This is a genomic window from Halomonas sp. SIMBA_159, from assembly GCF_046536035.1.
Lineage (GTDB): Bacteria > Pseudomonadota > Gammaproteobacteria > Pseudomonadales > Halomonadaceae > Vreelandella > Vreelandella venusta_A.
Map to the genome: position 1 here is coordinate 45937 of NZ_JAWJBT010000012.1, position 22983 is coordinate 68919.

The following is a 22983-nucleotide window of genomic DNA, read 5'->3' on the forward strand; positions in this document are numbered from 1 at the left end:
AACAACTTACTTTTATACGGAAGGAAAATCCCATGAGCACCACTACTCGTCTCAACGCCGATATTCGCAATGCGATCCTGAACAACGCCATCAAGATGACTCTTTGGGTCAAGCTCAATGAGGCTTTGCTGGAGCGATCTTCGCTGGCAGAAGAGGTTCGCCAATTGAGCTTTGGCGGCAAACTCGCCGAAGTAGAAGAGAAGCTCAGTAAAGCCCAGGATCAAGCTGAGGAGCTGTGCGCCTTAACTGGTCAGTCGGTTTCTGTCAGTCATACCTACCTGCGAGGTTCTTCGCTGACCGCAAATATTGACGGGATGCACATTGATCTCCCCTTCGCGGAATCTTATCGGCTACTCATTCATGAGTTGAAAAGCACCGGCATCGGCTATCGCACTAACGACACTTATAAGGTCTCGGAAGGTGTTTATAGCCGCGCTCGCATCGTCGTGAAAGACGAAGACCTTAAATCGCGGGTGATGAAAAACATCGAGCTAATTCGGTCATTAGAAGAGACCGCATCGACGGTGATCCCCACCATTGCCGCTCTACTTCGCAAATCCCCCACTCTGGAGAAGCTGATTCAGCTATGGCCAGAAGTGGAGCAATACATTCCTGAAGACTTAACCGCTTCATCGAAGCAGGTAACCAACCTGCCCATTTCGATTAGCGATCTAAACAACAAGCTGGCGTCATTGGCTGCCTAATGAACAAGCGCGTCGTCGTTATCTGTGTGGCTGTCTTGGTGTCGCTGCTATTGCTGTTCTACGTCGCCAAGACACTGAAGTTGCTGTTGTGGCTGTTGGCCGCCATTGGCCTCTATGCCGTTTATTCCGTTGTGACCGATAAGGTCGAAAACCTGAAGAGGAAGTTCTGATGAAAAAGCTGACCATTGCTATGGCCGTTGCTGCTGCCCTGTCCTGCTCTGCTGCCGCTTACGCGAAAGACGTGGTGATTACCGCTGGGGTTCAGGGTGGAACCTATCATGACGTTTACGGCGTCAATTTAACCAACATCCTGCGTGAGCAGCGAATTTCGGCGGAAGTCCAGGCTTCTCGTGGCTCAGTAGAGAACCTTGAGCGTATTCACGCGGGGGATGCTGATGTGGGTTTTACCCAAGCGGACGCCCTGGCCGCTTTTCTGCGGAGCAATCCGACTGCGCATCTGGAAATCGTCGGTGCGCTCGGTCAGGAGTGCGTTTACATGGCCGCCCAAAAAGATGGGAAGGTTGAGGATGACGACGATCTAGGCGAAGAAGGCGTTCGCGTCGCAATCGGTGAGCGAGGAACAGGCTCAGCGGAATCCTGGGGCTTTATGCGCACCCTAGAGCCTGACTATCAGGAAGCCAGTGTTTACTACCAGGGCGGCATCCGAACGCTGGCTCAAGTGAAGACCGGCCAGATGGACGCCTTCATGTGGGTGACGTCCCCTGACAACCGCAACCATCGCTTCTTTGAGGCGGTAATGCAGCCAGATAGCGGCTTGGTGATGATCGATGTGGATAGCCGAAAGCTACGGGGTGAGCTGCCCAATGGCGAAGCGGTTTACACCCTGCGCGACGTAACGATTGCAGAGGGCTTCCTGTCGGACACCGAAGTTCGAGTCCCCTGCACCGACGTTTTAGTTGTAGCGCGTGGCGACATGGAAGATGTGGCCATCGAAGCGGTGGCGACAGCAGTCATGATGAACACCAATCGAATTCGCGGAAAATAGTAAGTAACAACTGACTAACTAGGCCGTCACAAGGCGGCCTATCACGCAACAAAGGAGATTGATCATGGCGAAAGTTGGCGAACGTATCGGTGCAGTGATGAAGGCTAAAGAAGGGGTTGTTCACCTCTTCGGATACGGCGTGCGTATTGAGGACAAAGTGCCTCCAGCCAATGCAGGTGGGTTTGGTTCTTTGCTGCATGAAGCCGGGGCACCCAACCCCTGCTTACGTCTTGATAACGGCGTGGAGGTTTTTGGGTGCGAATGTTGGTGGGGCGATGAGGAGTCAGTGAAGCAGCGCTTTGCTAGCTACGAAGTCGTTGAGGCTTCTATTGGCGAGATTCGTCAGGAGATCAAGAGCGATGGCTGAGCAGCGCCTTATGAACGTGGATGAGGCCATTGAGGACTTCAAGCAGCACCTCGACAAAATGGCTGCCGATTGGAAAGAGCAAAGTGAGAAGGATCCCGACAATTGGCCTGCCTTACTTCCTGAAGGTGAATGGTTCGAGCAGATATTGGCGCACATAAGCATGGATTGGGATGAAGACGATGAAGCCTATTTCAAAAGTGAATGACCTGCGTGCTTCCACCGCGCTGATGATCAAGATGATGAAAGACCTAGACCTAATCATTCGCATCGTCGACACCATGCAGGAGCGCGAGTATCTGACTGATCGCCGTCAAATTGAGAAGCGGGAAGAGAAGTTGCTCTGGGAGCGCGGCGCTTATGGAAAGTGCGTTCTGGTCGACTGGCTTGAAAATGGCGAAGTTAAAAAGCACTACGAGGTTGCTGTTCGATTGTCGCTGATGCTCAAGATCCCGTCGAACCGGTTTGTCGCTGTCGTGGATGACCTGGCTCATGTGTATGAACGTCGGTATCACGAGCTGACTCACCGCTGCGTCGTGAAGCAGGCCGAGCGCCAAGAGCGCAACAAGCAGGAGCTTAACGCTCTTTTCACCAAGAAGAAGTTTCAACCTTTAGCAGCGGGTGTATTCGCATGAAAACGCCATTTATGCTCGGCTTCTTTCCGAGCTTATGGGTCTTTTCTTTTGGTATGGGTAATGTCGATGAAAACTTGCCTCTGATTATCATCTTCTATACGTGGACGATGATGAGTTTGGTTTACTTCTTCTACAGCATCTTCAGGAGTTGGTCTTTTAAGAATGACAACGGAAGAATTATCCGCTACCAAATCAACACTTGGTTTCTGTTCGGAATCATATTGGCAGCAGGTTTAAATGAGGCTCTTCGCGCAGCCTTTGCCATTTTAACCGTGATGTATGTAGCTCTTTAGGAAAACACCATGACCGCTCTGACTGCTATTGTTAATGCCAACGATGAAGGCAACATCGTTTACTGCCTGTTGAAGCTGACTAAAAAGGCTAATAAGAAAAAGCGCATCGATCTTATTAAAGATTTTTTGGCCAATGAGTCCTCGTCTGAAGAAACAAAAGCCTACCAACAAGAGCTGATTCACTTTCTCTTTTCGCCCTTGCGCGTATTTTACGTTAAGCCCAAGAAAGAGTGGGTGGTTGGATCAGATAGCCCGACAAAAGAGTGGTCAGAAGCGCACGCTTTGCTATTGAAGCTGGAGCGACGAGAAATCACCGGTAATGCCGCCAAACAAGCCGCTCAAGCGATGTGCGCGGAGCTGCCTACCTGGGCAGCGGATTTATTCAAGCGCTGCTTAGAGAAGCGCCCTGACGCCGGAATGACCGCCAATACGATCAACGAAGCGATCAAGGGATATGTGCCTCAGTTTAAGTGTGCGCTGGCCGAGCCGGTCGAGTATGAACGCTGCTTATGGCCAATGCTGATACAGCCCAAGCTAGACGGCGTTCGTGTGCTTGCGCATGTCCAAATTAGTAAGTCAACGGTTACTTACTATAGCCGTAAGGGGCTTACTTTCAGCTCAATGGAGCATCTGACGGCGGACTGCCTGAAGATGGCAATGGCGTTCCAGAGCGTTTCTTCCGTCGACATGGGCGAAGGTAAATATCGAGACGTGGTGTTGGATGGCGAAGTCTTTGGGGATAATTTCAAGGAGTCCATCAGCGCGGTGCGCAAGAAAGACAAGGCGGCCACCAACACGAAATATCACCTATATGACTGGATGTTTGCCGACGAGTTTTTCGAGACCTCATGCGACCGTAAACAGCACAAGCGGCTGATGCTGCTTAGAAATGCCTTTAACGTCATCGACCCAGAGCTGGACAATATCAGGGTCGTGCCCACCTACAAAGTGTCTAGCGAAAGCGAGGCGATTGCCAAATACGACAAGTTGATTGATCAAGGTTTCGAGGGCGCGGTTCTCAAGAAGCCCTACACGCTTTATTCCTTCCGCCGCAGCTACGATTGGATGAAGATGAAGCCGGAGGAAAGCGCGGATTTGATGATCGTCGGCTACGAAGAGGGAACAGGCAAATACGAGGGTCAAATAGGCGCTCTAATCGTCGATTTCAACGGAGTAGAGGTGAGTGTAGGGTCGGGACTTACTGATGATCTGAGAGCTTCGTTGATGAGTGAGCGGTTCCTTGGTCGTATTATCGAAGTGGCCTACATGGAGGTGACGCCCGACGGCTCTCTGCGACACCCTCGCTTCAAGTGCTTCCGCGACCTCGCTGATCACCCTGGCATCAAGATTTAAAACAGAAGAGCCGCTATCGCTAGCGGCTCTATTTATTATTTGCTGATCAGCTCAAAACCATAAACGCAGATAAAAAACACAGCGGTATACAGCGTAACATTGACTATAGATTTGGCGTTTCTCTTCGACTTAAATGCCAAAATATAACCCATCAAAAGCGAGGCTAACATGAACATGCTAAAAAAACGCTCGTGTGAGAATGCAGCCCCCATGAGACCTCTCTCCCAAAACAGCGACAGGTAGCTTAACTGAAAATCACCCATCGTATCTTTTATAAAGCCTGCAATTGAAACTGCCCACAGCACCAACATAGAGAAAACGGTAAGTATCAGACGAGACTTAGCGACATCCCCTTTAAAAAACCGATATATCGCGTATCCTGTTGCAGCAAGATAGATTAGGATTGCCGCCCCAAATGATGCCAATCCTATGTAAACCATAGCTTTGTTCATGGGGAAAAAACAAATGATCGACACAGTGGAATTTACGGCAGCCAACTTCAAAAACCGATAGCGGGGACTGCGATCTTTTTCATTTTTTACTCCCCCATTAACCTGAACTTCAGGTTCGCTCAATAGAGCCAAATCTGCCTTATCCACCACTACCCCCTTAATTTCTTTTCAGCTTCCGTTTTAAAAGGCTTGTCTTTTAATAGCTATTGATTGGCCATAAGACGTCGGCGATTCTGATCGAAACGAGTAAAACGCACAAGTAAAATTAACAGCATATAGTAAGTAAGTGCTTGCTTACTTCTGAGCCTAGATTTATCATGACTAAAGCAACAGCAGGCGCAAAGTAGCGTTGGTTGTTATGGGAGAAGAGGCGCAGGATTGCGCCTCTATTTTTTTGGCTAAAATTTACCCTCAACACTCTTCACCATCTTCGCCAGATGCTCTCGGTCTAGGTGAGTATAGTGATCGGTTGTGGTCTTTATATCCGAATGCCCCATCAGATTCCGCACCGTCAGCAAGTCAGCCTTTGCCATGATGTAAAGCGAGGCAAAATTGTGTCGCAGCGTGTAAAGGTCAAGTGACGCATCTAACTCACCCCACTTCTTGATTTTCTCCCAGGGTTTGCGCATCGCACTCTCTGATAATCGGCGACGCTCCTCTCGATGCCTGGGGGAGTAAAACACCCAACCTGTCTCCGGCCTACCCTCCTGCTCCCACCATGTCTTGATGACTCTTTGACAGGGATCGGTGACAGGGAAATACATCTTGCCCTTTCCGTGGTGAGCTATTTTCTCTATCACCTTGCCAATGACTTTGAAGTCGTCCAGAAAATGCTCCCACCGAAGCCCAAGCACGTCGCCATTGCGGAATCCGGTGTAATACATCACCAAAACGACCGGGACCACATGATCAACATAAGTGACCTGATCCCAATCAGGTAGATGTCGGTTCGATTTCTTGAGGCGTGAGCGACGGCGCATGTCCTTCATTTGCCTAGTATATTCCTCCAACCCCTTAAATAATCCTTCTCGCTCGCTAGCTGTCAGAACGCGTCTCTCTCCGAGGCTTGGGGTGTCTGCGGTGAGATCAAGAGCGTCAGACTTTGGTCGCTTCAAAGAAACCCCCTTTATAGGGTTCCTCTCGATCACCCCCACTTCGACCGCGTAGTTGAGCGCACCTTGTAAAACCGCATAGTCTCGCTTGAGCGTTTGAAAGCTGACTACTTTCTCGGCTTCCTGCTGAGTCTCATAAACGTGAGACTTGGTGAGCAGGTTCATGTCCAACGCGAGCCAGTGGCCGAAGCGACGCTTCAATCGAGCGACGTCCTGATGACCACGCTTGTTGCGCTTCATGTGGGCGTCGTAGTGAGCGTCAATGAAATTGCCGAGGATACTGGCTTTGGCCTTAGCCTTGAGGCGTTTGGCCTCCGCTTTCTCTTCACGCTCTCGCATAAGCTCTATTTGAGGCTCAATATTTTTCGCGATGTCAGCGGCGTAGTTTTTGGCAATCACCCTCGCCTCTTCTACATCGAGCGTTGGCCAGATGCCCAACTTGATCACCGGCCGCTTGCTTGGGTCGAGTTTAGAGCGGTAGCGATAATTGAGCGTGGCTGTGCCGTCAGTATTGAAGCGAGCAAAGAAGCCTTTCTGCTCAGCGTCATAGATTCGACTCACGCCATTGCGTTTGCCATGAAGAAGAGAGGTTTTAGTGAGTTTCTTGGTGACGGTCAGTTCGGCCATCGGCTATTCCTCTGGATGTGCCATAGAGGAATGATGACTCAAAACAAATGAGGCGCACAAAAAAACCAGACCGATTGGCCTGGTTTTCTCCGTGGATTTTCAGAATCGGCATGGTGGTTATGCTGTGATTCTGGATCCACTGTGGATCCACGAACAGGTGGACAAGGGGATCATCCAACCTTTAACGCTCGTAACCCTTTGATTCTTTGGTCGGAGTGACAGGATTCGAACCTGCGACCTTTGCAACCCCATTGCAACGCGCTACCAAGCTGCGCCACACTCCGATGTCTATTTGGCTTTTCCCTCAAGACGGTGCGTATACTATCGCTTTATTAGCCAAATGAAAAGCCCTTTTTGCGCTTTCTTTTCAAATGCTTGCCGTTAGGCACCCTAAAGCTTTAGCGATCCGCTTGTTTTAGCATAGCGGCCATAGCGTCGTATACCTTTGGGGTGGTGACCAGTAGCTGCTCTGGGAAGAGATCCGCTGGAACATCCTCGGGTACATCAATGAGATGTCCTACCCGTGCGCCAGCTTCGCGTGCGATAACCCAACCCGCTACAAAATCCCACGGGGAGACGGTCTCGTAATAGGCGTCCAACCGACCGCAGGCGACATCGCAAATATCCAGCGCCGCTGAGCCGTTACGGCGTACATCTTGGCAATGGGTTAACGCCGCTTCAAGGCGGGGTAGTAACTGTTTGCGAGCGGCTTTGTCGTAGGGAAAACCGGTGCCTACTAACGTGCTCTCCAGCGAATCGGCATCACTTGGCGTGATTGGCTGTTGATTACAAAATGCGCCTAACCCTTGGGCAGCACTAAAGGTGTCGTTCAGAAAGGGAGCATGCACCACACCCACCTTACCAACTCCCTGCTCAATCCAACCGATGGAGACAGCCACATGGCGCAGACCTTGAGCAAAGTTCACCGTACCATCAATGGGGTCCACGACCCATAGCTGCTCAGCAGGGTTTTGCAACGCCTCTTCAGGGCTCAGCTCTTCGCTCAGGCGCGCCTCCCCAGGGAAGTGCTCTTCTAAACGCTGGCTAATCAGTTGATCGACGGCTACATCCACATCGGTGACTAGCTCGATACCTGCCTTCAACCGCTGGCTGAAAGTTTGCTGCTCGCGGGCATCACGAATCATCTGCCCCGCCTCTTCTGCAATACGCACTGCTAGCGCTAAGCGCTGTTCCAGAGTGACATTCGCCATAGGTGCTCCGTTTTATTGGGTCAACGTCATCGTTCACCCAGCATAAACGCTGCCCTTTTCAGGCGCTAGCGCAGTGCGTCTACCAGTACATCAACGACTACGCGGGTTGCAGCTTCGATCAATACCACGTCTGCCCCCACGCGCTCCCATTCGTAGCCGGGATAACGGGGCAATTGATTAGCAAGCGGGCCATCAAAGCGTTTGGCGATACCAGGCGGCAGCGGCTTACCGCGTTCTAATTGGCGCTGAATACCCGGTGGCAGTGGCTCGGCGCGAGGGGCATCGTACTGGCGCAGTAAATTGAGAAGGTCGCGCTCGTTAATACGTGGCAGATCTACCGAGCGATGATCACGCTCATGGTGACGCATTTCTTCATGGCGAGGCTGGCGCTCCTGCTGTGAGTAGTCTTGGTGGTTATTGCGAGCACCGTGGGCAGGTGCATGGGCAGGCTGAGCTATTGCCGATGTTTGCCAAAGTAGCGCGGCGATAACAACGCCTAGGGTGATGGGTTTCATAGCGAGCTCCTTGAGGTTGTATCTAGCTAGGAGCTTTGAGTGTATTAGGCAATTGCGCAGGGAGTGTGGAAGAATAAAGTTTTACGCTATTCTTTTTCATCACCCTCAAACCAAATAAAACTTCAATTAAACACAGTCCGTTATCCTATATCGATAAATAAATTTTTGAAGAAATTATAAAAAAGCCGCATATTCATGCGGCCTTACCAACAATAACTGGGCTATTAATCAACTCCATTTGTCGTCAAAGAACCATTATCTCCGATAACAACTGTTATACCCTCTCTACCAGTCTGGACAGGTAGAGATGTAGCCCCCTCTGCGAAGCTTCCTTGAAAAGCATTCTCTACATCAGTTTGCGATGTTGTTTCATCTTCACCAACTTCACAAGCATTCCAGCCAAAGTCACTTACGGGTTGGTCTAGTGCGCTTGCTGCAGTGTATGCCGAACGAAAATTGTTCAGCTCTCCCTGACATGCACTAGCGGCAGCGCGATCTAAATAATTCCCATACTGCGGCACACCCACGGCAGCCAAAATGCCGATAATCGCCACAACGATCAGCAGCTCGATCAAGGTGAAACCCTGCTGCTTCTTGAAGCGGCGGAGTTGGTTGGGTAGGGTTGTTTGCATTTCGAGGTTCCCTTGCGGTGTTAGAGTCATGAGCAAGCCAAAGGTAAGTGAACCAAGGCCTAACATAGGGCTTACAGTAGCTTACCGCCCTAGGGTTGGCAACTAGGTTTCTCAACCGTTCATCGACGATTTTTCAGCCTATTTCGGTGCTTTGAAAGCGCGGCATCGGTACCTCGCGTCAGGCAAATATGGTACAACTCTCAGCATTATTACCCAGTTGCCGAGTATGCCATGAGCCAAACCGCCCCCGAGTCTACGCTTAGCCATGCGGCCCTGAACGGGGGGCTGCGTGGTATCGCCAAACGGTTGGTCAAACATGGCCTACTCACCGACGCTCAAGCGACCGTGGCCGAAAGCACAGCGGCCGAGCTTGAAATCTCGCTGCTTCAACATGTAGTGGATAGTGGCTTGGTGGACCCCGATGCCGCCGCTGTGGCGGCGGCTTGGGAGTATGGCCTGCCGGTGGTCAACTTAGAGGCCATCCGCGTTAGCGCGCTGCCCCCCGCAAATGACTACCCGGTCAAGATACTTGAGCGGCTGGATATTTTGCCCCTCGCCCGCCACGGGCACCGCTTAACGGTGGCAGTGCCCTACCCAGCCACCTTAACCCAGTTAGATGAACTGCAGTTTGCGACTGGCTTAAGTGTGGACGGAGTGCTGGCACCGGCAGACCAGCTGCGCAACACGCTGGTTCAGTACCTAGCACAAAATGAGCGCAGCATGCTCGATGAGCTGGATAATATTGATGACGCGGTCAGCGCATTAAATATCGTCCAACACGCGGATGGTGACGAAGTCGCGCTCGATAAAGCCGAGCAAAATAGCGACGATGCGCCGGTAGTAAAGTTCGTTAATAAAATTCTGCTTGATGCAATTAGCCGCGGGGCATCGGATATTCACTTCGAGCCTTACGAAACCCAATACCGGGTACGTTTTCGTATTGATGGCATGCTGGTTGAAATCGCCCGCCCTCCCTTCGCGCTGCGCCATCGTATTGCGGCGCGTTTGAAGATCATGTCGCGGTTAGATATTTCCGAACGGCGCCTGCCGCAAGATGGCGCGCTGAAACTACAGCTTTCGCGCACCCGCTCGATTGATTTCCGGGTGAACTCACTGCCGACGGTGTGGGGCGAAAAGGTGGTACTGCGGATACTCGATCCCACCTCTGCGCAGCTAGGCATTGAGCAGCTGGGGTTCAATCCAGATCAACAGGCCGCCTATGAAAACGCGCTGCAAAAGCCCCAAGGCATGATTTTGGTAACAGGGCCGACGGGTAGCGGTAAAACCGTGACGCTCTATACCGGCATTAATATGCTGAACCAAATTCAGCGCAATATCTGTACCGCTGAAGACCCGGTGGAAATAAAGGTCTCGGGCATTAATCAGGTGAACGTGCTGCCCAAAATTGGCCTGAACTTCGCCAGCGCCCTACGCGCCTTTTTACGCCAAGACCCGGACGTGGTGATGGTAGGGGAAATTCGCGATTTGGAGACCGCTGAAATTGCCGTCAAAGCAGCGCAAACTGGCCACTTGGTGCTCTCTACTGTGCATACCAACTCAGCGGCAGAAACGTTGACGCGCCTGGCCAACATGGGAGTGGCGACCTACAACATCGCCAGCTCCGTGAGCCTGATTATCGCCCAGCGGCTGGCGAGAAAGCTGTGCAACCAATGTAAAACCCCCGCGGATATTCCAGCAGAAGCACTGCGCAAAGCGGGCTTTAATCAGCAGGATATTCGCAACGCCTCCATTTATAAGGCCGTTGGCTGCAAACAGTGTACGCAGGGCTATAAAGGTCGCTTGGGTGTTTATGAAGTGGTGCCCATTACCGACGAGATGCGCCAACTCATTATGCGAGATGGCAATGCCATTGAAATTGACCAGCAGGCCCGCCGGGAGGGCTATCCGAGCCTTTACCAGAGCTGCCTAAGCCGGGTATTAGATGGCAGCACTAGCCTGGAAGAAGTTAACCGAATTAGTAAGGAGTAACCTAGCGAATGGCTAAAGCCAAGGCGCGCCGCGCTAAACCAGCACCGCTGCACCGCTGGAAGTGGTCGGGCAAAGGCCCGCAAGATCGCCCCATGCGCGGCGAGCTGATTGGCCGCACGAAAGATGACGTGGTCGAGCAGTTGGCCAAGCAGCGCATTGTGGCCAGCAAAATACAGAAGCGCAGCAGCTTCAGCGGGCGGGGCAAGGTCACGAATGTCGACATCATGGTGTTTGCCCGTCAAATGGCGACGATGGTGCGTGCGGGCATCCCTATCTTGCAGGCGCTGCAAGCGGTGTCAGAAAGCCTTAAAAAACCGGCGATGGTGGCGCTGACGCAGCAGATTATGGAAGACGTCTCGTCGGGTGATAGTCTCTCCAGCGCCATGGCCAAGCACCCTAAACAATTTGACCGCTTATTCGTCAACTTAGTCGATGCGGGCGAACAGGCGGGTGCGCTTGATCAAATGCTGGAGCGTATTGCCAGTTACAAAGAGAAAGTAGAGTCGCTTAAAAACCGGGTTAAAAAAGCGCTTTGGTACCCCACTTCGGTGATGGCCATTGGTGTTGGGGTCACGATGCTGCTGCTGATCAAAGTAGTGCCTGAGTTTGAAAGCATGTTCCAGGGCTTTGGTGCAGAGCTGCCTGCACTTACTCAGTTCACGGTGAACCTTTCCGAGATGGCGCAGCAATATTGGCTGCACGCCCTTGGCCTACTGGTGGGTGGCGTGATGCTGTTGAAAGCGGCGGCCAGGCGCTCACCCAAAGTGGCCTATCGGCTGGATGGCTTAATGCTCAAGCTACCGGTGATTGGTGATATTATGCACAAATCGGCGGTGTCGCGTTTTACCCGCACGCTGGCCACCACGTTTGCCTCCGGTGTGCCGCTAATTGAAGGCTTAGAAACTGCCGCCGGCGCGGCGGACAATCGTGTTTATATCAAAGCGATTAACGAAGTGCGCCAAGACGTGACCACCGGCCAGCAGCTGCATTTTGCCATGCGCATGACCAACCGCTTTCCAGCCCTCGCCGTTCAAATGGTCAGCATTGGTGAAGAAGCAGGGTCTCTGGATGCGATGCTAAACCGGGTCGCGGATTACTATGAAGAAGAGGTTGATAATAAAGTGGATGCCCTGACCTCTCTCATGGAACCTATTATTATCGTGGTTCTCGGCGCGCTTGTTGGCGGCGTTGTTGTTTCCATGTATCTGCCTATTTTCGAAATCGGTACCGCGCTTTAACCAACCACTCTTTATTTGACTAGGAGCACCATGGGCTTACCGCCACTGCTGTTGACATTATGTGTTCTGGTGATGGGCCTATGTGTAGGCAGTTTCTTAAACGTCGTCATTACTCGCTTGCCCGTTATGCTAATGCGCCAGTGGCGCAACGAGGCGCTAGCCTCTCTTGAGCAACCAATAGAGCCTGCACCGCGCTTCAACATCGCTTATCCGCCCTCCATGTGCCCTAGCTGTGAGCAGCCTATCGCCTGGCACGATAATGTTCCCTTGCTAGGCTGGCTAAAGCGGCGTGGCCGGTGTGCTCACTGCCAAACCAAAATAAGCCCTCAATACCCAGTGGTTGAGCTGATGGGCGGCTTATTGGCAATGGCTGTGTTAGCGCTGCACGGCTGGAGCGTTGCGAGCCTATTTGTTTATGCTGCGTGCATGACCTTATTGGTGCTGGCCGTGATTGACCTACGCACCTATCTATTGCCCGATATTCTGACGCTACCACTGTTATGGGCAGGCTTACTTTACCAGCTGCTGTTTCAACCCCTAATGCTGCCTAATGCAGTGATGGGCGCGATGGCAGGCTACTTAGTGCTATGGAGCTTCTATTGGCTCTTCAAACTAATCACTGGTAAAGAAGGTATGGGCTTTGGCGATTTCAAACTGCTGGCCGCGCTCGGCGCCTGGTTAGGCTGGAGTATGCTGCCACTGCTATTAATAGTATCTGCAGGACTAGGCGCCATCATAGGACTGCTTATTCAGACCGCCTCACCCCGTCTGCGTGGGCAACCCATGCCTTTTGGGCCGTTTTTAGCTTTAGCGGGCTGGGTCGGGTTGCTCGTCGGTGATGAGCTGATGGCGCTTTACATTTCGCTAAGCTATTAAAAAAGGAATCCGATGATTATTGGCGTCACTGGCGGTATTGGCTCGGGAAAATCCACCGTCGCCCGTGCATTTGGAGAACTTGGCATTGGCTGGGTGGATGCCGATGATGTGGCACGCGAGGTGGTCGCGCCCGGAGAGCCTGCCCTGGCAGCCATTGCCAAGAGGTTTGGTGATCAGGCGATTAACCAAGACGGCACTCTCAACCGGGCAGCGTTACGACAAATAGTATTTGACGATCCTAGCCAGCGCATCTGGCTTGAATCAGTTACTCATCCAAGTATTCGTGAGCGATTGCTCGCTCACCTTGAGCATTTAAGTACGTCATCCCCTTATGTGCTGCTCGTTTCTCCGCTGCTGTTTGAATCCGGTCAGGATCAACTTGCTCAACGCACGCTGGTAGTTGACGTACCGGAAGAAGAGCAGCTTGCGCGAACGCTGGCACGCGATAAGGTGAGCGAAGCACAGGTGCGTGCTATCCTCGCCGCCCAATTACCTCGACATGAGCGCCTCGCGCGCGCTGACGATGTTATCGACAACAGCCACGGAGTGAATGACACTCGAGAACAAGTCAGCGCGTTAGATCAGCGTTACCGAGCCAGCATCACCCGAACGTAAAGGAAACCACCATGCCCGTCCCCGCAAATGACGCACCGCTTGAAGTAGACTGCCCACAGTGCGGCAAACGGGTGCCGTGGAGCCCCGAAAGTATCTATCGGCCGTTTTGCAGTAAGCGCTGCCAGTTACTCGACTTAGGTGCCTGGGCTGAAGAGTCACATCGCATCTCTGGAGAATCCGCTATGGATGAAGCCGATATTGAGACGCTGCTGGCACAAGCCGATAAAGACGCCCCGCTCTCTTAAGATGATGGATTGCTAATGCCGGATACTTCTCGCCCGCTATATCATCTGCTTCATGAGCTGGATGATACGTTTGACCGGCTCATGGCTCGCATTGATCGGGCGGCTACGCTGTATGAGACTACGGCGCCGGGCACGTGGCACTTCGAGGGTATCAGCCCTTCTGGGTGGCTAAGAGCGGCGTTGCTAGATATGTGGCATCAGCAACATCAAGATGGGCGCGAGACGCGCAACTATATTGCGTTGATTGCTGCCAACGATGAACTCATGGCGGCCTTCAAAGAGGTCAATAGCGCAAAAGCGACTATCAGTGAGCTACTGCAAGGTATCAAACAGAGCGATTCTAGCGCCCTTAGCGACGCCAAACAGCGCCTTCCACAACGCCACCCAGATGTAGGTAACGTGTTACGCCAAGGCGGCTTGGCCAGGCTGCACTTAAAACAGTGCTGGCGTCAGCTCCCTATCGCTGAAGCACCTGTCTCCAGGGTGCGTTTTGCTTGGTACAGCAGCGGGCGCTCTATTAAACGGCTGTCGGTGCAGCAAGCAGAGCAAAAACTAATGCAGCTGGATACTGACGCTCCGCACATACGTATACAATTGCGTAAGCTTGCTGGAATACCCAGCAGCGAACCTCTGGCACAAGTGCAAAGCCAAGCGCCGCTGATGCGCGCCAACCTATTTTTTACCGAGCCACTTGAGGACGGACACACAAGGCGAGCATTAAACATTGCCATGCCGTTAATTGTGCCCGCACATGAAGAGCGTTTACCGCACATTAAAGCACCACCGCTGACACCTCCAACGGAGCGTACACGCGCAAAACGACGAGATGAAAAATTGGAAAGTGATGCGTTCTTACCCAGCTTACGAGTGTATCGCTACCGATAATGAAGATGCATGCAAGGCTGGAATCTGCTCACGCTCCCACAAGCCGTAAGCTAACAGCGTCTCAATCAGCTCACTAACGTCTCGCTCTGACTGGTCATACTCGTTTAGAAGCGCCTTTAAACGCTCTGCAAAGCGCTGCTCCTGCGCTTTCTCTTCGGCTACCTGGTCATCGGCTTCTAGGTCAGCTAGCGAACGTACAGGAGGCCCGGTTGGAATATCAAAATCGCTATTAGGGTCTTCCAACTGACGCAATGCTTGCGCAAAGGCGTCATCTAGCTCGCGAAACTTACGCAGCTTCTCACGCTCATCCAGTTGTTTTGGAACCTTTTGATATTTCATTGATGTTTCATTTACACCTTACAAGATATGGTCGATACGCCTGTTCAACAGACCTTTTTCATTGAAAACTGTGCACAAACGCGTAAACATTCTTAGCAAACTTGCCTTTGCTTTCGCTTAGCAGCATAAAGACAACTCCATGATGGCATCACCCATCGGTAACATTGTTTTACCGAGTGACGATGAATATAGACATACTGTTCCATCACGTACCCAGGATTATCGTTTAAACGACACACCCACACTGCTCACAGTGTAAAGCGCTGTTGGCTACCAGCACCAACAAGCACCGGGAGGGTGCCCTACAGGTAAGAAATTAACCTGTATGACTCACGCATAGGAGGCCAGATAATGTTCAATGCAATGTCGCGAGCTGAGATCTGGCTACAGGACACGCTGGATCAAGCACTGAGTATCGAAGACCTAGCCAATCATTTGGGATATTCAGCGTCACAGGTGCGTCGCCAATTTCGCCACTGCTTCAACACGTCCCCTAGCGCTTACCGAGAGCAGCGACGTCTAGAGCGCGCCGCGGTTCTTCTTTCGCTTACCTCACAAAATATAGCGCAAATTGCCATTCGCTGTGGCTATGTCAATCACTCATCGTTTTCGCGAGCGTTTCAGCGACGCTATCAATTAACGCCTCGCCATTATCGGCAAGCCATTAGTGGCATGCGCCACTTAGCCGCACCAGAACAGCAGTTTACCATTACTATTGAAAAGAGCCGCCCGCGTCAGGCTGTTTTTATGCGGGTTTATGAAGCACCGGAGACGATTTCGGGGTTAGGCAGCAAAAAACATCATGCCAACCATCTCAGCTGCTTTGAAGCTCAACTCGGGCAAGCAACGCCAACAGTGGCTTTGCCCGACCTACTGGCTGATAAAGTTGAAGCACTAGATGCCAGTGTCTTACAAAATAAGTTAAGAACCGATGTTGGGCTCTATTTAGAGCCAACCTCAACAATGGAGAACTTAGCATTACCAGTTGCTTATCGGCGGGTTGATTCTCCTGCCCAGCATTTTGCAAAAACGTGCTTTGAGCATTTTGACCAGCTATCTGATGCATTGACGTCAACACTGCTGGCCATCGTTCCACAAGAGCGTTCGTTTCATATTAGCGGCGAGTCACCACGCGTTCTATGGCATAAAGACCACCTAGAGCTACGCGTACCACTTCTCAACGCGCTTACCGCTCATCCCAACATTCGCACCTAAATATCCTACTACACGCCACTAAAACAAATCCGGCATTTCTTTGAGGAAATGCCGGACTGAATATCTTAGTCTTCCATGCGCACGAGCCAGGACTCGACGGCTTCATCGCCATGCTCGTCTTTCCAGCTGCGAAGACCTTTGTGGTTGCCGCCACGGGTTTCGATCACTTCACCTGAATGCGGGTTCTTGTAGATCTTTAAACGACGCTTACGGCGCGTAGAAGCCGCAGGCGCTTTAGCGCTGCTGCGCTGGTCTGCTGTCGGATCCAGCAGTGCAATAACCTCAGCCGGGCGCTTGCCAAACTCGTTCATCAGGGCTTCTAGCTTGGCCTTAAACTCAAGCTCGCTCTTTAGACGCTGGTCGCCTTCTAAACGCTGTAGCTCTTCTTGCAGCTGCTTAAGCTGCTGCTCTTTCTGAATGTAATCATTTAATAGAGACATAGGAGGTCCTTTTTTTAGCTTAGATGTAACTTCAATGGCATTCAGCTGGACAACTCAATACCGACTAGCTCAGGATGCGATGACATTATTGCCTTAATTATGCTAATTGACAACAGTCTAGTTGATTTTGATCCATTTACTAAACAATTTCACAAAACTCACAACTGTTAAAGCAACTATTCCGATAAGCAACTCTTGCGACAACCTAGCGACGACTTACTTCTGATTAAGAAACTAAAGAGAGTAGTTGTAAATTTTTGCAAAAAAAACGCCGCCCCATAGGGCGGCGTTTTTGTAGGCGAGACTAATAACTTAGTCTTGACCCATCTGCTGCTTGATCAGATCACCGATAGTGGTCGGACCACCTGCGGCTTCTGGCTCTTGATCACGCAGTTTCTTCAGGTTTTGGCGAGTATCATCTTGCTCTTTCGCTTTGACCGACAGACTGATCTGACGGCTCTTACGATCGACGCTAACAATACGCGCTTCAACGCTGTCGCCTTCGTTCAGTACGTTACGCGCGTCTTCTACACGGTCAGCACTGATTTCAGAGGCTTTCAGGATAGCAATAACGTCAGTTGCCAGCTCGATGTGAGCTTCTTTAGCGTCAACTTCTACGACGCGGCCAGTAACGATGCTGCCTTTATCATTCACTGACAGGTATTCAGCAACCGGATCGGAATCCATTTGCTTGATACCTAGAGAAATACGCTCGCGCTCCGGGTCGATAGACAGAATAACCGCTTCTGCCTCGTCGCCTTTCTTGAAGTTGCGAACGGCTTCTTCGCCAGTCTCTGTCCAAGAGATATCGGACAGGTGAACCAAACCGTCGATACCGCCTTCAAGGCCGATGAAGATACCGAAGTCAGTGATTGACTTGATGGTACCGGAAACACGGTCGCCCTTGTTGTACTCAGCGTTGAACGTTTCCCACGGGTTAGCAGTGCACTGCTTGATACCCAGAGAAATACGACGACGCTCTTCGTCGATATCAAGAACCATCACGTCAACATCGTCGCCCACTTGAACAACTTTAGACGGATGGATATTCTTGTTAGTCCAGTCCATTTCAGAAACGTGAACCAGACCTTCAACGCCTTCTTCCAGCTCAGCAAAGCAGCCGTAATCGGTCAGATTAGTGACCACAGCGTGCACTTTCATGCCTTCCGGGTAACGCTCTTTGATGTTGACCCACGGATCTTCGCCCAGCTGCTTCAGACCCAGTGAAACGCGGTTGCGCTCACGGTCAAACTTCAGCACTTTGACGTTGATCTCGTCGCCAACAGCAACGATTTCAGACGGATGCTTAATGCGCTTCCACGCCATGTCGGTGATGTGCAGCAAGCCATCAACGCCGCCCAGATCAACGAAAGCACCGTAATCAGTCAGGTTCTTAACGATACCCTTGATTTGCTGACCTTCTTGCAGAGTCGCCAGCAGCGCTTCGCGCTCGGCACTGTTTTCTGCTTCCAGGACGGCACGACGCGATACAACGACGTTGTTGCGCTTCGGATCAAGCTTGATGACTTTGAAGTCTAGTTCTTTGTTTTCCAGGTGCGCAGTATCGCGAACCGGACGAACGTCAACCAGAGAGCCCGGCAAGAAGGCACGGATAGAGTCGACGTCGACAGTGAAGCCGCCTTTGACTTTACCGTTGATCACGCCCTTGACGATTTCGTCTTTCTCGAAGGCTGCTTCCAGAATCTTCCAAGCTTCTGCGCGCTTGGCTTTTTCACGGGACAGACGAGTCTCACCGAAGCCATCTTCAACAGCTTCAAGTGCAACGTGAACGTCGTCACCGATAGCGATGGTCAGCTGACCGTTTTCATCGCGGAATTGTGACGCCGGGATCTGACCTTCAGATTTCAGACCAGCGTTAACGGTAACCCAGTCACCGTCAATGTCGACAACCTGAGCCGCGACAATGGCGCCTGGCTCCATGTTGATGTCGTTAAGAGACTGTTCAAACAGTTCAGCAAAGCTTTCGCTCATGGTTTTCCTACGTGATCAACGTTGTTGAGGCATAAATGCCTTCTCCGCACCACCAGCAAGTACGGGCCTAATGTCACTCAGCTTTTGGAGGCGTTAGCGCTGGTTAGACCTGACCGGGCTCACTGAGATGGTGCTGTCGCCCTGCCACGTCGTGACACCTTTCCAAAAACGCCGCAAGGGAGAATCAAATGCCGTTAGACATGCCGCGTTGGGCAAGCAGTTCGGTCAGTTGATCAACCACTTCCGGTATGCTCAGGCGCGTGGTATCAAGCGTAATGGCATCATTTGCCGGCTTGAGAGGAGCCACACTGCGCTGCGTATCGCGTGCATCGCGTGCCTGAATCTCCTTTAAAAGACTCGACAGACTAGCATCCACCCCTGCTTCCTGCAACTGTAGATGCCGCCTACGAGCCCGTTCTTCGGCGCTGGCAGTCAGAAAAATCTTTAATGGCGCATCGGGAAACACCACGGTACCCATATCACGACCATCTGCCACCAACCCCGGAGTTTGACAAAAATCTCGCTGACGCTGCAGTAAAGCAGCGCGCACCAGAGGAAGCGCAGCCACTTGAGAGGCACGCTCCCCTGCTTGCTCTGTACGAATAGCGTGCCCGACCTCTTCACCTTCTAGCAGAGTGCGCGGCTGTCCCTCTTCCACCGGAAAAGCCACATCCAGCTCTGCCGCAATCGCTGCTAGCGCTGGCTCGTCATCTAGCGCCACACCATGCTTGACAGCTGCCTGAGCCGTTAGCCGATAGAGCGCCCCGCTATCTAACAAGTGCCAACCTAAACGCTCGGCCACGAGGCTGCTAATCGTGCCTTTACCGGCGCCGCCGGGGCCATCGATTGTCAGCACAGGTACCTTAGCGGTCATTGGCACCCTCCACGTCCACACTCATTCCAATACGCTGGGCCAGCGCAACAAAATCAGGGAAGGAGGTGGCCACGTTTGCGCAGTCATCGATGATAATTTCAGCACCCGCACGCAGGGACGCAATGGCAAATGCCATGGCAATGCGGTGGTCGCCCAAGCTATCGATGCGTCCACCACCATAGCTCGACACGCTATCGTTGCCGTTACCGACAATATCAATACCGTCTTCCACCACCGTGTGCTCAACGCCCAAAATCGCCAAGCCATCGGCCATTGCCTGAATACGATCAGACTCTTTGACACGTAGCTCTTCCGCACCGCGCAGGCGGGTGGTGCCCTGGGCGTTAGCGGCAGCGATAAACAGCGCAGGGAACTCGTCAATCGCCAGAGGCACTTGGTCAACTGGGATATCAATTCCTTTCAGCGGTGCGTAACGAATACGAATATCCGCCACCGGCTCGCCACCCACTTCACGCTCATTCTCAAGTGTTAAATCAGCGCCCATCAACGTCAAAATATTGATAACGCCAATACGTGTGGGGTTAATACCCACATGCTCTAACGTGATATCGGAACCCGGCGTAATAGCCCCAGCCACTAAAAAGAACGTGGCTGAAGAAATATCAGAAGGTACGTCAATCGGGCCAGCTGTTAACGTGCCGCCACCTTGCAGCCAACAGGTATCCCCTTCGCGGGAAACAGAGTAGCCAAAGCCGTTAAGCATGCGCTCGGTATGATCGCGGGTCGGCGCCGGCTCACGTACACGGGTTTCACCTTCGGCATAGAGCCCAGCAAGCAGTAGGCATGACTTTACCTGCGCGCTGGCCATCGGCATGTCGTAGCGAATACCTTTCAGCGGGGCGCCGCCGTGAATTTTAAGCGGAGGACGACCGCCTTCAGCGGTATCAATCGCTGCCCCCATCAGGCGCAGCGGGTCAGCCACACGCCCCATCGGCCGCTTGGTCAGCGACTCATCGCCTGTCAGCTCACTATCAAACGACTGGCCAGCCAGAAGCCCTGCAAACAGCCGCATAGCCGTACCGGAGTTACCCACATACAGCGGCCCTGCCGGTGCTTTTAAACCATGCATCCCCACACCATGTATAGTGACTCGACCTTGGTGCGGCCCCTCGATCGCCACGCCCATTTCACGAAAGGCCTGCAGCGTTGCCAGACTATCTTCACCTTCCAGGAAGCCTTTTACCTCGGTAACACCTTCTGCCAAGGCGCCCAACATAATGGAGCGGTGAGACATGGATTTATCGCCCGGCACGCGAAGACGGCCTTGCGCTTGGCCGCCCGGCTGCACGCGATAAGTCACTTTACCGTGTGGTTGCATATGATATTCCGCCTGATAACTGGTTTTATTCAATAACGTATCAAAATAGTGTCGCGCGTGGCTGGCACGATCAAACGTTGCAATTAGCGCATCGCTATCACCGCTTTCAACGGCGTGACGAAGACGCTTTAAACCTGCTTCAAAGTCGTCTAATGACGACAGCACTGCTTCTCGGTTGGCGATAAAAATATCCCGCCACATGACCGGGTCGCTGCCTGCAATACGGGTAAAATCACGAAATCCGCCCGCAGCGTAGCGAAAAATATCCAGCCGCTCATCCTGACGCGCCAGCGTATCCACTAGAGAGAACGCCAATAGGTGCGGCAGGTGACTCGTCCGCGCCAGCACCTGATCGTGACGCTCAACGCTCATTTGCAAGACTTCCGCACCACAGGCCTGCCAGAGCTTTTCTACGCGTGCCAGTGCATCAGCATCCACGTTAGGTTCGGGCGTCAGAATCACTTTGTGATTAACATAAAGCGTCGGGTTGGCCGCTGCCACCCCACTTTTTTCTGAACCCGCGATAGGATGCCCTAAGACGATATTAGGCAATACACAACCAAAAACGCGCTCAGCACACTCACGAATGGTGGCTTTGGTACTGCCCACATCGGTGATCACTACATCATCAGCCGCGTTAGGAAGCGCCTGGGCCAGCGTGGTCATCACGCTTTCCATTGCCAGTACGGGCACTGCCAGGACCACCATGGAAACATCATCCAGCAGCTCAGCTAACTGCGTGCCGCCAGCGTTAACCAGCCCCAGCTCAATACCCAGAGCAATCTCGTCTTCATTAGGGTCGCAGGCAATAATTTCCCCGGAAAAACCAGAAGCACGCAGCGCCGCTGCTAACGAACCACCAATTAAGCCTAGCCCGACGATTAAAATTCGCGGTTCATGACACACTTCACGCCCAGCACCTTGTGCTAACACCGTCACAGCACGCCCTGAGGGTAAGAGCCCAACACGCGCAATTCAGAAGCGCGCAGGCGCACCTCTTCAAGCACAGCGGCCACACCCGGCTCATCACGATGGCCTTTAAAATCAATAAAGAACACGTAATTCCATACGCCTGTACGCGAAGGACGAGTCTCGATACGTGTTAAATCGATTTTATGGCGATGAAACGGCTCCAACAGGTCGTGGAGAGCACCTGGCTGGTTACGCATGGCCACCACAATGGAAGTTTTGTCTTCGCCTGACATCGGCACATCTTGATTACCGATAATCAAAAAGCGCGTCGAGTTATCCGGGCGGTCTTCGATTTTATCGGCAATGCGCTCCAAGCCGTAGAGCTTAGCCGCCATGTCGCCCGCAATCGCCGCGCTGTGCCATTCGGTTTTCACCAATTTAGCCGCTTCAGCGTTGGAAGAGACCGGCACACGCTCAGCATGCGGGTAGTGCGCATCCAGCCATTTACGACACTGGCCAAACGACTGGGGGTGCGAATAGATGCGCGATACTTTGTCTTTGCGTGTTGTTTCGCTAATCAAGAGATGGTGGTGAATGCGTAGTACTACCTCGCCACAAATCTTGATGGAAGAGTCCATAAAGGTATCAAGGGTGTGGTTCACCACCCCTTCGGTAGAGTTCTCTACCGGGACGACGCCATAGTTCACCGCACCCGCTTCTACCTCGCGGAAAACTTCATCAATGGCCGCCATCGGCAAGCTAACGGCACTTTCACCAAAGTGCTTGAGCGCCGCTTGCTGAGTAAACGTGCCCTCTGGGCCTAGATAGGCCACTTTGACCGGCTGCTCTAGCGCAAGACAAGCCGACATGATTTCGCGAAATAGCCGAGCCATCTCTTCGGAATCAAGCGGGCCTTGATTGAGCGCCATAATACGACGCAGCACTTGAGCTTCCCGCTCAGGGCGATAAAAAACAGCGTCTTTATCTTGCGCAAGTTTTACGTGCGCTACCTGCTGCGCACAGCTAGCACGTTCGCTGATCATGCGCAGAATATCGCCATCCAACTGGTCGATACGTTGACGTAGGTCGTCTAAATTGATCGGCGTATCGGACATGATGG

26 protein-coding genes and 1 tRNA gene are annotated in these 22983 nt (G+C 52.3%); 15 read left to right on the forward strand and 12 right to left on the reverse strand.

The genetic code is table 11. The features are described from left to right. Positions 1-32 precede the first annotated feature (32 nt). From R0J87_RS09450 to R0J87_RS09485, 8 genes are all read left to right on the forward strand, one after another. Positions 33-704 carry an Nmad5 family putative nucleotide modification protein gene (locus R0J87_RS09450; protein WP_498885791.1) on the forward strand — a complete coding sequence of 224 codons (672 nt, stop codon included), beginning with the start codon at positions 33-35 and terminating at the stop codon, positions 702-704. Then, the gene (locus R0J87_RS09455) at positions 704-874 is read left to right on the forward strand and encodes a hypothetical protein (protein ID WP_498885793.1); all 171 of its coding nucleotides are present in this window, start codon (positions 704-706) and stop codon (positions 872-874) included. Before R0J87_RS09450 ends, R0J87_RS09455 begins: the two co-directional genes overlap by 1 nt. Next, a complete protein-coding gene (locus tag R0J87_RS09460) occupies positions 874-1710 on the forward strand; it encodes a TAXI family TRAP transporter solute-binding subunit (RefSeq protein ID WP_498885795.1) in 837 nt (278 codons plus the stop codon). The genes R0J87_RS09455 and R0J87_RS09460 overlap by 1 nt, the downstream gene beginning before the upstream one ends. Before the next feature lie 64 nt (positions 1711-1774). Next, the gene (locus tag R0J87_RS09465; protein WP_498885797.1) at positions 1775-2077 is read left to right on the forward strand and encodes a hypothetical protein; all 303 of its coding nucleotides are present in this window, start codon (positions 1775-1777) and stop codon (positions 2075-2077) included. Next, complete coding sequence (locus tag R0J87_RS09470; protein WP_498885799.1) at positions 2070-2282, forward strand: hypothetical protein; 213 nt, start codon at positions 2070-2072, stop codon at positions 2280-2282. The genes R0J87_RS09465 and R0J87_RS09470 overlap by 8 nt, the downstream gene beginning before the upstream one ends. Continuing rightward, positions 2257-2709, forward strand: a complete 453-nt coding sequence (locus tag R0J87_RS09475; RefSeq protein ID WP_498885801.1) for a hypothetical protein — start codon at positions 2257-2259, stop codon at positions 2707-2709. Before R0J87_RS09470 ends, R0J87_RS09475 begins: the two co-directional genes overlap by 26 nt. Then, positions 2706-3002 (forward strand): hypothetical protein, encoded by a 297-nt coding sequence (locus R0J87_RS09480; RefSeq protein WP_498885802.1) that lies wholly within the window; start codon positions 2706-2708, stop codon positions 3000-3002. The genes R0J87_RS09475 and R0J87_RS09480 overlap by 4 nt, the downstream gene beginning before the upstream one ends. Positions 3003-3011: 9 nt before the next feature. Beyond that, positions 3012-4355, forward strand: a complete 1344-nt coding sequence (locus R0J87_RS09485) for an ATP-dependent DNA ligase (RefSeq protein WP_498885804.1) — start codon at positions 3012-3014, stop codon at positions 4353-4355. A 35-nt stretch (positions 4356-4390) separates the two neighbouring features. Here R0J87_RS09485 and R0J87_RS09490 read toward each other — a convergent pair whose 3' ends face one another. The 6 genes from R0J87_RS09490 to R0J87_RS09515 form a co-directional block, all read right to left on the reverse strand. Beyond that, positions 4391-4954, reverse strand: coding sequence for a hypothetical protein (locus R0J87_RS09490; protein WP_498885806.1), 564 nt, complete (start codon positions 4952-4954; stop codon positions 4391-4393). A gap of 251 nt (positions 4955-5205) precedes the next feature. Then, entirely contained in the window at positions 5206-6546 is a 1341-nt protein-coding gene (locus R0J87_RS09495) for a site-specific integrase (RefSeq protein WP_498885808.1), read from the reverse strand. Positions 6547-6753: 207 nt separating this feature from the next. Continuing rightward, positions 6754-6830: transfer RNA gene (locus tag R0J87_RS09500), tRNA-Pro, on the reverse strand. A gap of 114 nt (positions 6831-6944) precedes the next feature. After that, positions 6945-7757 carry an inositol monophosphatase family protein gene (locus R0J87_RS09505; RefSeq protein ID WP_498885810.1) on the reverse strand — a complete coding sequence of 271 codons (813 nt, stop codon included), beginning with the start codon at positions 7755-7757 and terminating at the stop codon, positions 6945-6947. A 65-nt stretch (positions 7758-7822) separates the two neighbouring features. Continuing rightward, complete coding sequence (locus tag R0J87_RS09510; protein WP_498885812.1) at positions 7823-8272, reverse strand: anti-virulence regulator CigR family protein; 450 nt, start codon at positions 8270-8272, stop codon at positions 7823-7825. 224 nt (positions 8273-8496) lie between these two features. Next, complete coding sequence (locus tag R0J87_RS09515; RefSeq protein WP_498885813.1) at positions 8497-8904, reverse strand: pilin; 408 nt, start codon at positions 8902-8904, stop codon at positions 8497-8499. A 231-nt stretch (positions 8905-9135) separates the two neighbouring features. On the opposite strand from R0J87_RS09515, the gene pilB reads away from it, so the two are divergent. Genes pilB through R0J87_RS09545 form a run of 6 tightly spaced genes read left to right on the forward strand, consistent with a single transcriptional unit; the run spans position 9136 to position 14752 of the window. Further along, complete coding sequence (gene pilB / locus R0J87_RS09520) at positions 9136-10893, forward strand: type IV-A pilus assembly ATPase PilB (RefSeq protein WP_188638631.1); 1758 nt, start codon at positions 9136-9138, stop codon at positions 10891-10893. Positions 10894-10901: 8 nt separating this feature from the next. Beyond that, a complete protein-coding gene (locus R0J87_RS09525) occupies positions 10902-12131 on the forward strand; it encodes a type II secretion system F family protein (RefSeq protein ID WP_498885815.1) in 1230 nt (409 codons plus the stop codon). A 30-nt stretch (positions 12132-12161) separates the two neighbouring features. After that, positions 12162-13007 carry a prepilin peptidase gene (locus R0J87_RS09530; protein WP_498885816.1) on the forward strand — a complete coding sequence of 282 codons (846 nt, stop codon included), beginning with the start codon at positions 12162-12164 and terminating at the stop codon, positions 13005-13007. Between the two features lie 12 nt (positions 13008-13019). After that, positions 13020-13622, forward strand: a complete 603-nt coding sequence (coaE, locus tag R0J87_RS09535; protein ID WP_498885818.1) for a dephospho-CoA kinase — start codon at positions 13020-13022, stop codon at positions 13620-13622. An 11-nt stretch (positions 13623-13633) separates the two neighbouring features. After that, a complete protein-coding gene (yacG, locus tag R0J87_RS09540) occupies positions 13634-13867 on the forward strand; it encodes a DNA gyrase inhibitor YacG (protein WP_404341701.1) in 234 nt (77 codons plus the stop codon). A 15-nt stretch (positions 13868-13882) separates the two neighbouring features. Further along, complete coding sequence (locus R0J87_RS09545; protein WP_498885819.1) at positions 13883-14752, forward strand: DNA replication terminus site-binding protein; 870 nt, start codon at positions 13883-13885, stop codon at positions 14750-14752. Here the strand turns inward: R0J87_RS09545 and R0J87_RS09550 are convergent. Beyond that, a complete protein-coding gene (locus R0J87_RS09550) occupies positions 14729-15091 on the reverse strand; it encodes a hypothetical protein (protein ID WP_404341705.1) in 363 nt (120 codons plus the stop codon). The two genes, R0J87_RS09545 and R0J87_RS09550, sit on opposite strands and share 24 nt — an antisense overlap. A gap of 351 nt (positions 15092-15442) precedes the next feature. Between R0J87_RS09550 and R0J87_RS09555 the strand changes: the two genes are divergently transcribed. Next, the gene (locus R0J87_RS09555; RefSeq protein ID WP_498885820.1) at positions 15443-16306 is read left to right on the forward strand and encodes a helix-turn-helix transcriptional regulator; all 864 of its coding nucleotides are present in this window, start codon (positions 15443-15445) and stop codon (positions 16304-16306) included. Positions 16307-16371: 65 nt separating this feature from the next. On the opposite strand, the gene R0J87_RS09560 is transcribed toward R0J87_RS09555, so the two are convergent. The 5 genes from R0J87_RS09560 to pheA all read right to left on the reverse strand — a co-directional run bounded on the left by R0J87_RS09560 (position 16372) and on the right by pheA (position 22978). Then, positions 16372-16746, reverse strand: a complete 375-nt coding sequence (locus R0J87_RS09560; RefSeq protein WP_404341707.1) for a histone-like nucleoid-structuring protein, MvaT/MvaU family — start codon at positions 16744-16746, stop codon at positions 16372-16374. A 312-nt stretch (positions 16747-17058) separates the two neighbouring features. Further along, positions 17059-18738: a 30S ribosomal protein S1 gene (gene rpsA, locus R0J87_RS09565; protein WP_404341709.1), complete on the reverse strand. Its 1680-nt coding sequence runs from the start codon at positions 18736-18738 to the stop codon at positions 17059-17061. 184 nt (positions 18739-18922) lie between these two features. Next, positions 18923-19612 (reverse strand): (d)CMP kinase, encoded by a 690-nt coding sequence (cmk, locus tag R0J87_RS09570; protein ID WP_498885821.1) that lies wholly within the window; start codon positions 19610-19612, stop codon positions 18923-18925. After that, positions 19602-21857: a bifunctional prephenate dehydrogenase/3-phosphoshikimate 1-carboxyvinyltransferase gene (locus R0J87_RS09575; RefSeq protein WP_498885879.1), complete on the reverse strand. Its 2256-nt coding sequence runs from the start codon at positions 21855-21857 to the stop codon at positions 19602-19604. The genes cmk and R0J87_RS09575 overlap by 11 nt, the downstream gene beginning before the upstream one ends. A gap of 29 nt (positions 21858-21886) precedes the next feature. Further along, positions 21887-22978, reverse strand: coding sequence for a prephenate dehydratase (gene pheA / locus R0J87_RS09580; protein ID WP_311063999.1), 1092 nt, complete (start codon positions 22976-22978; stop codon positions 21887-21889). Positions 22979-22983: the final 5 nt, after the last annotated feature.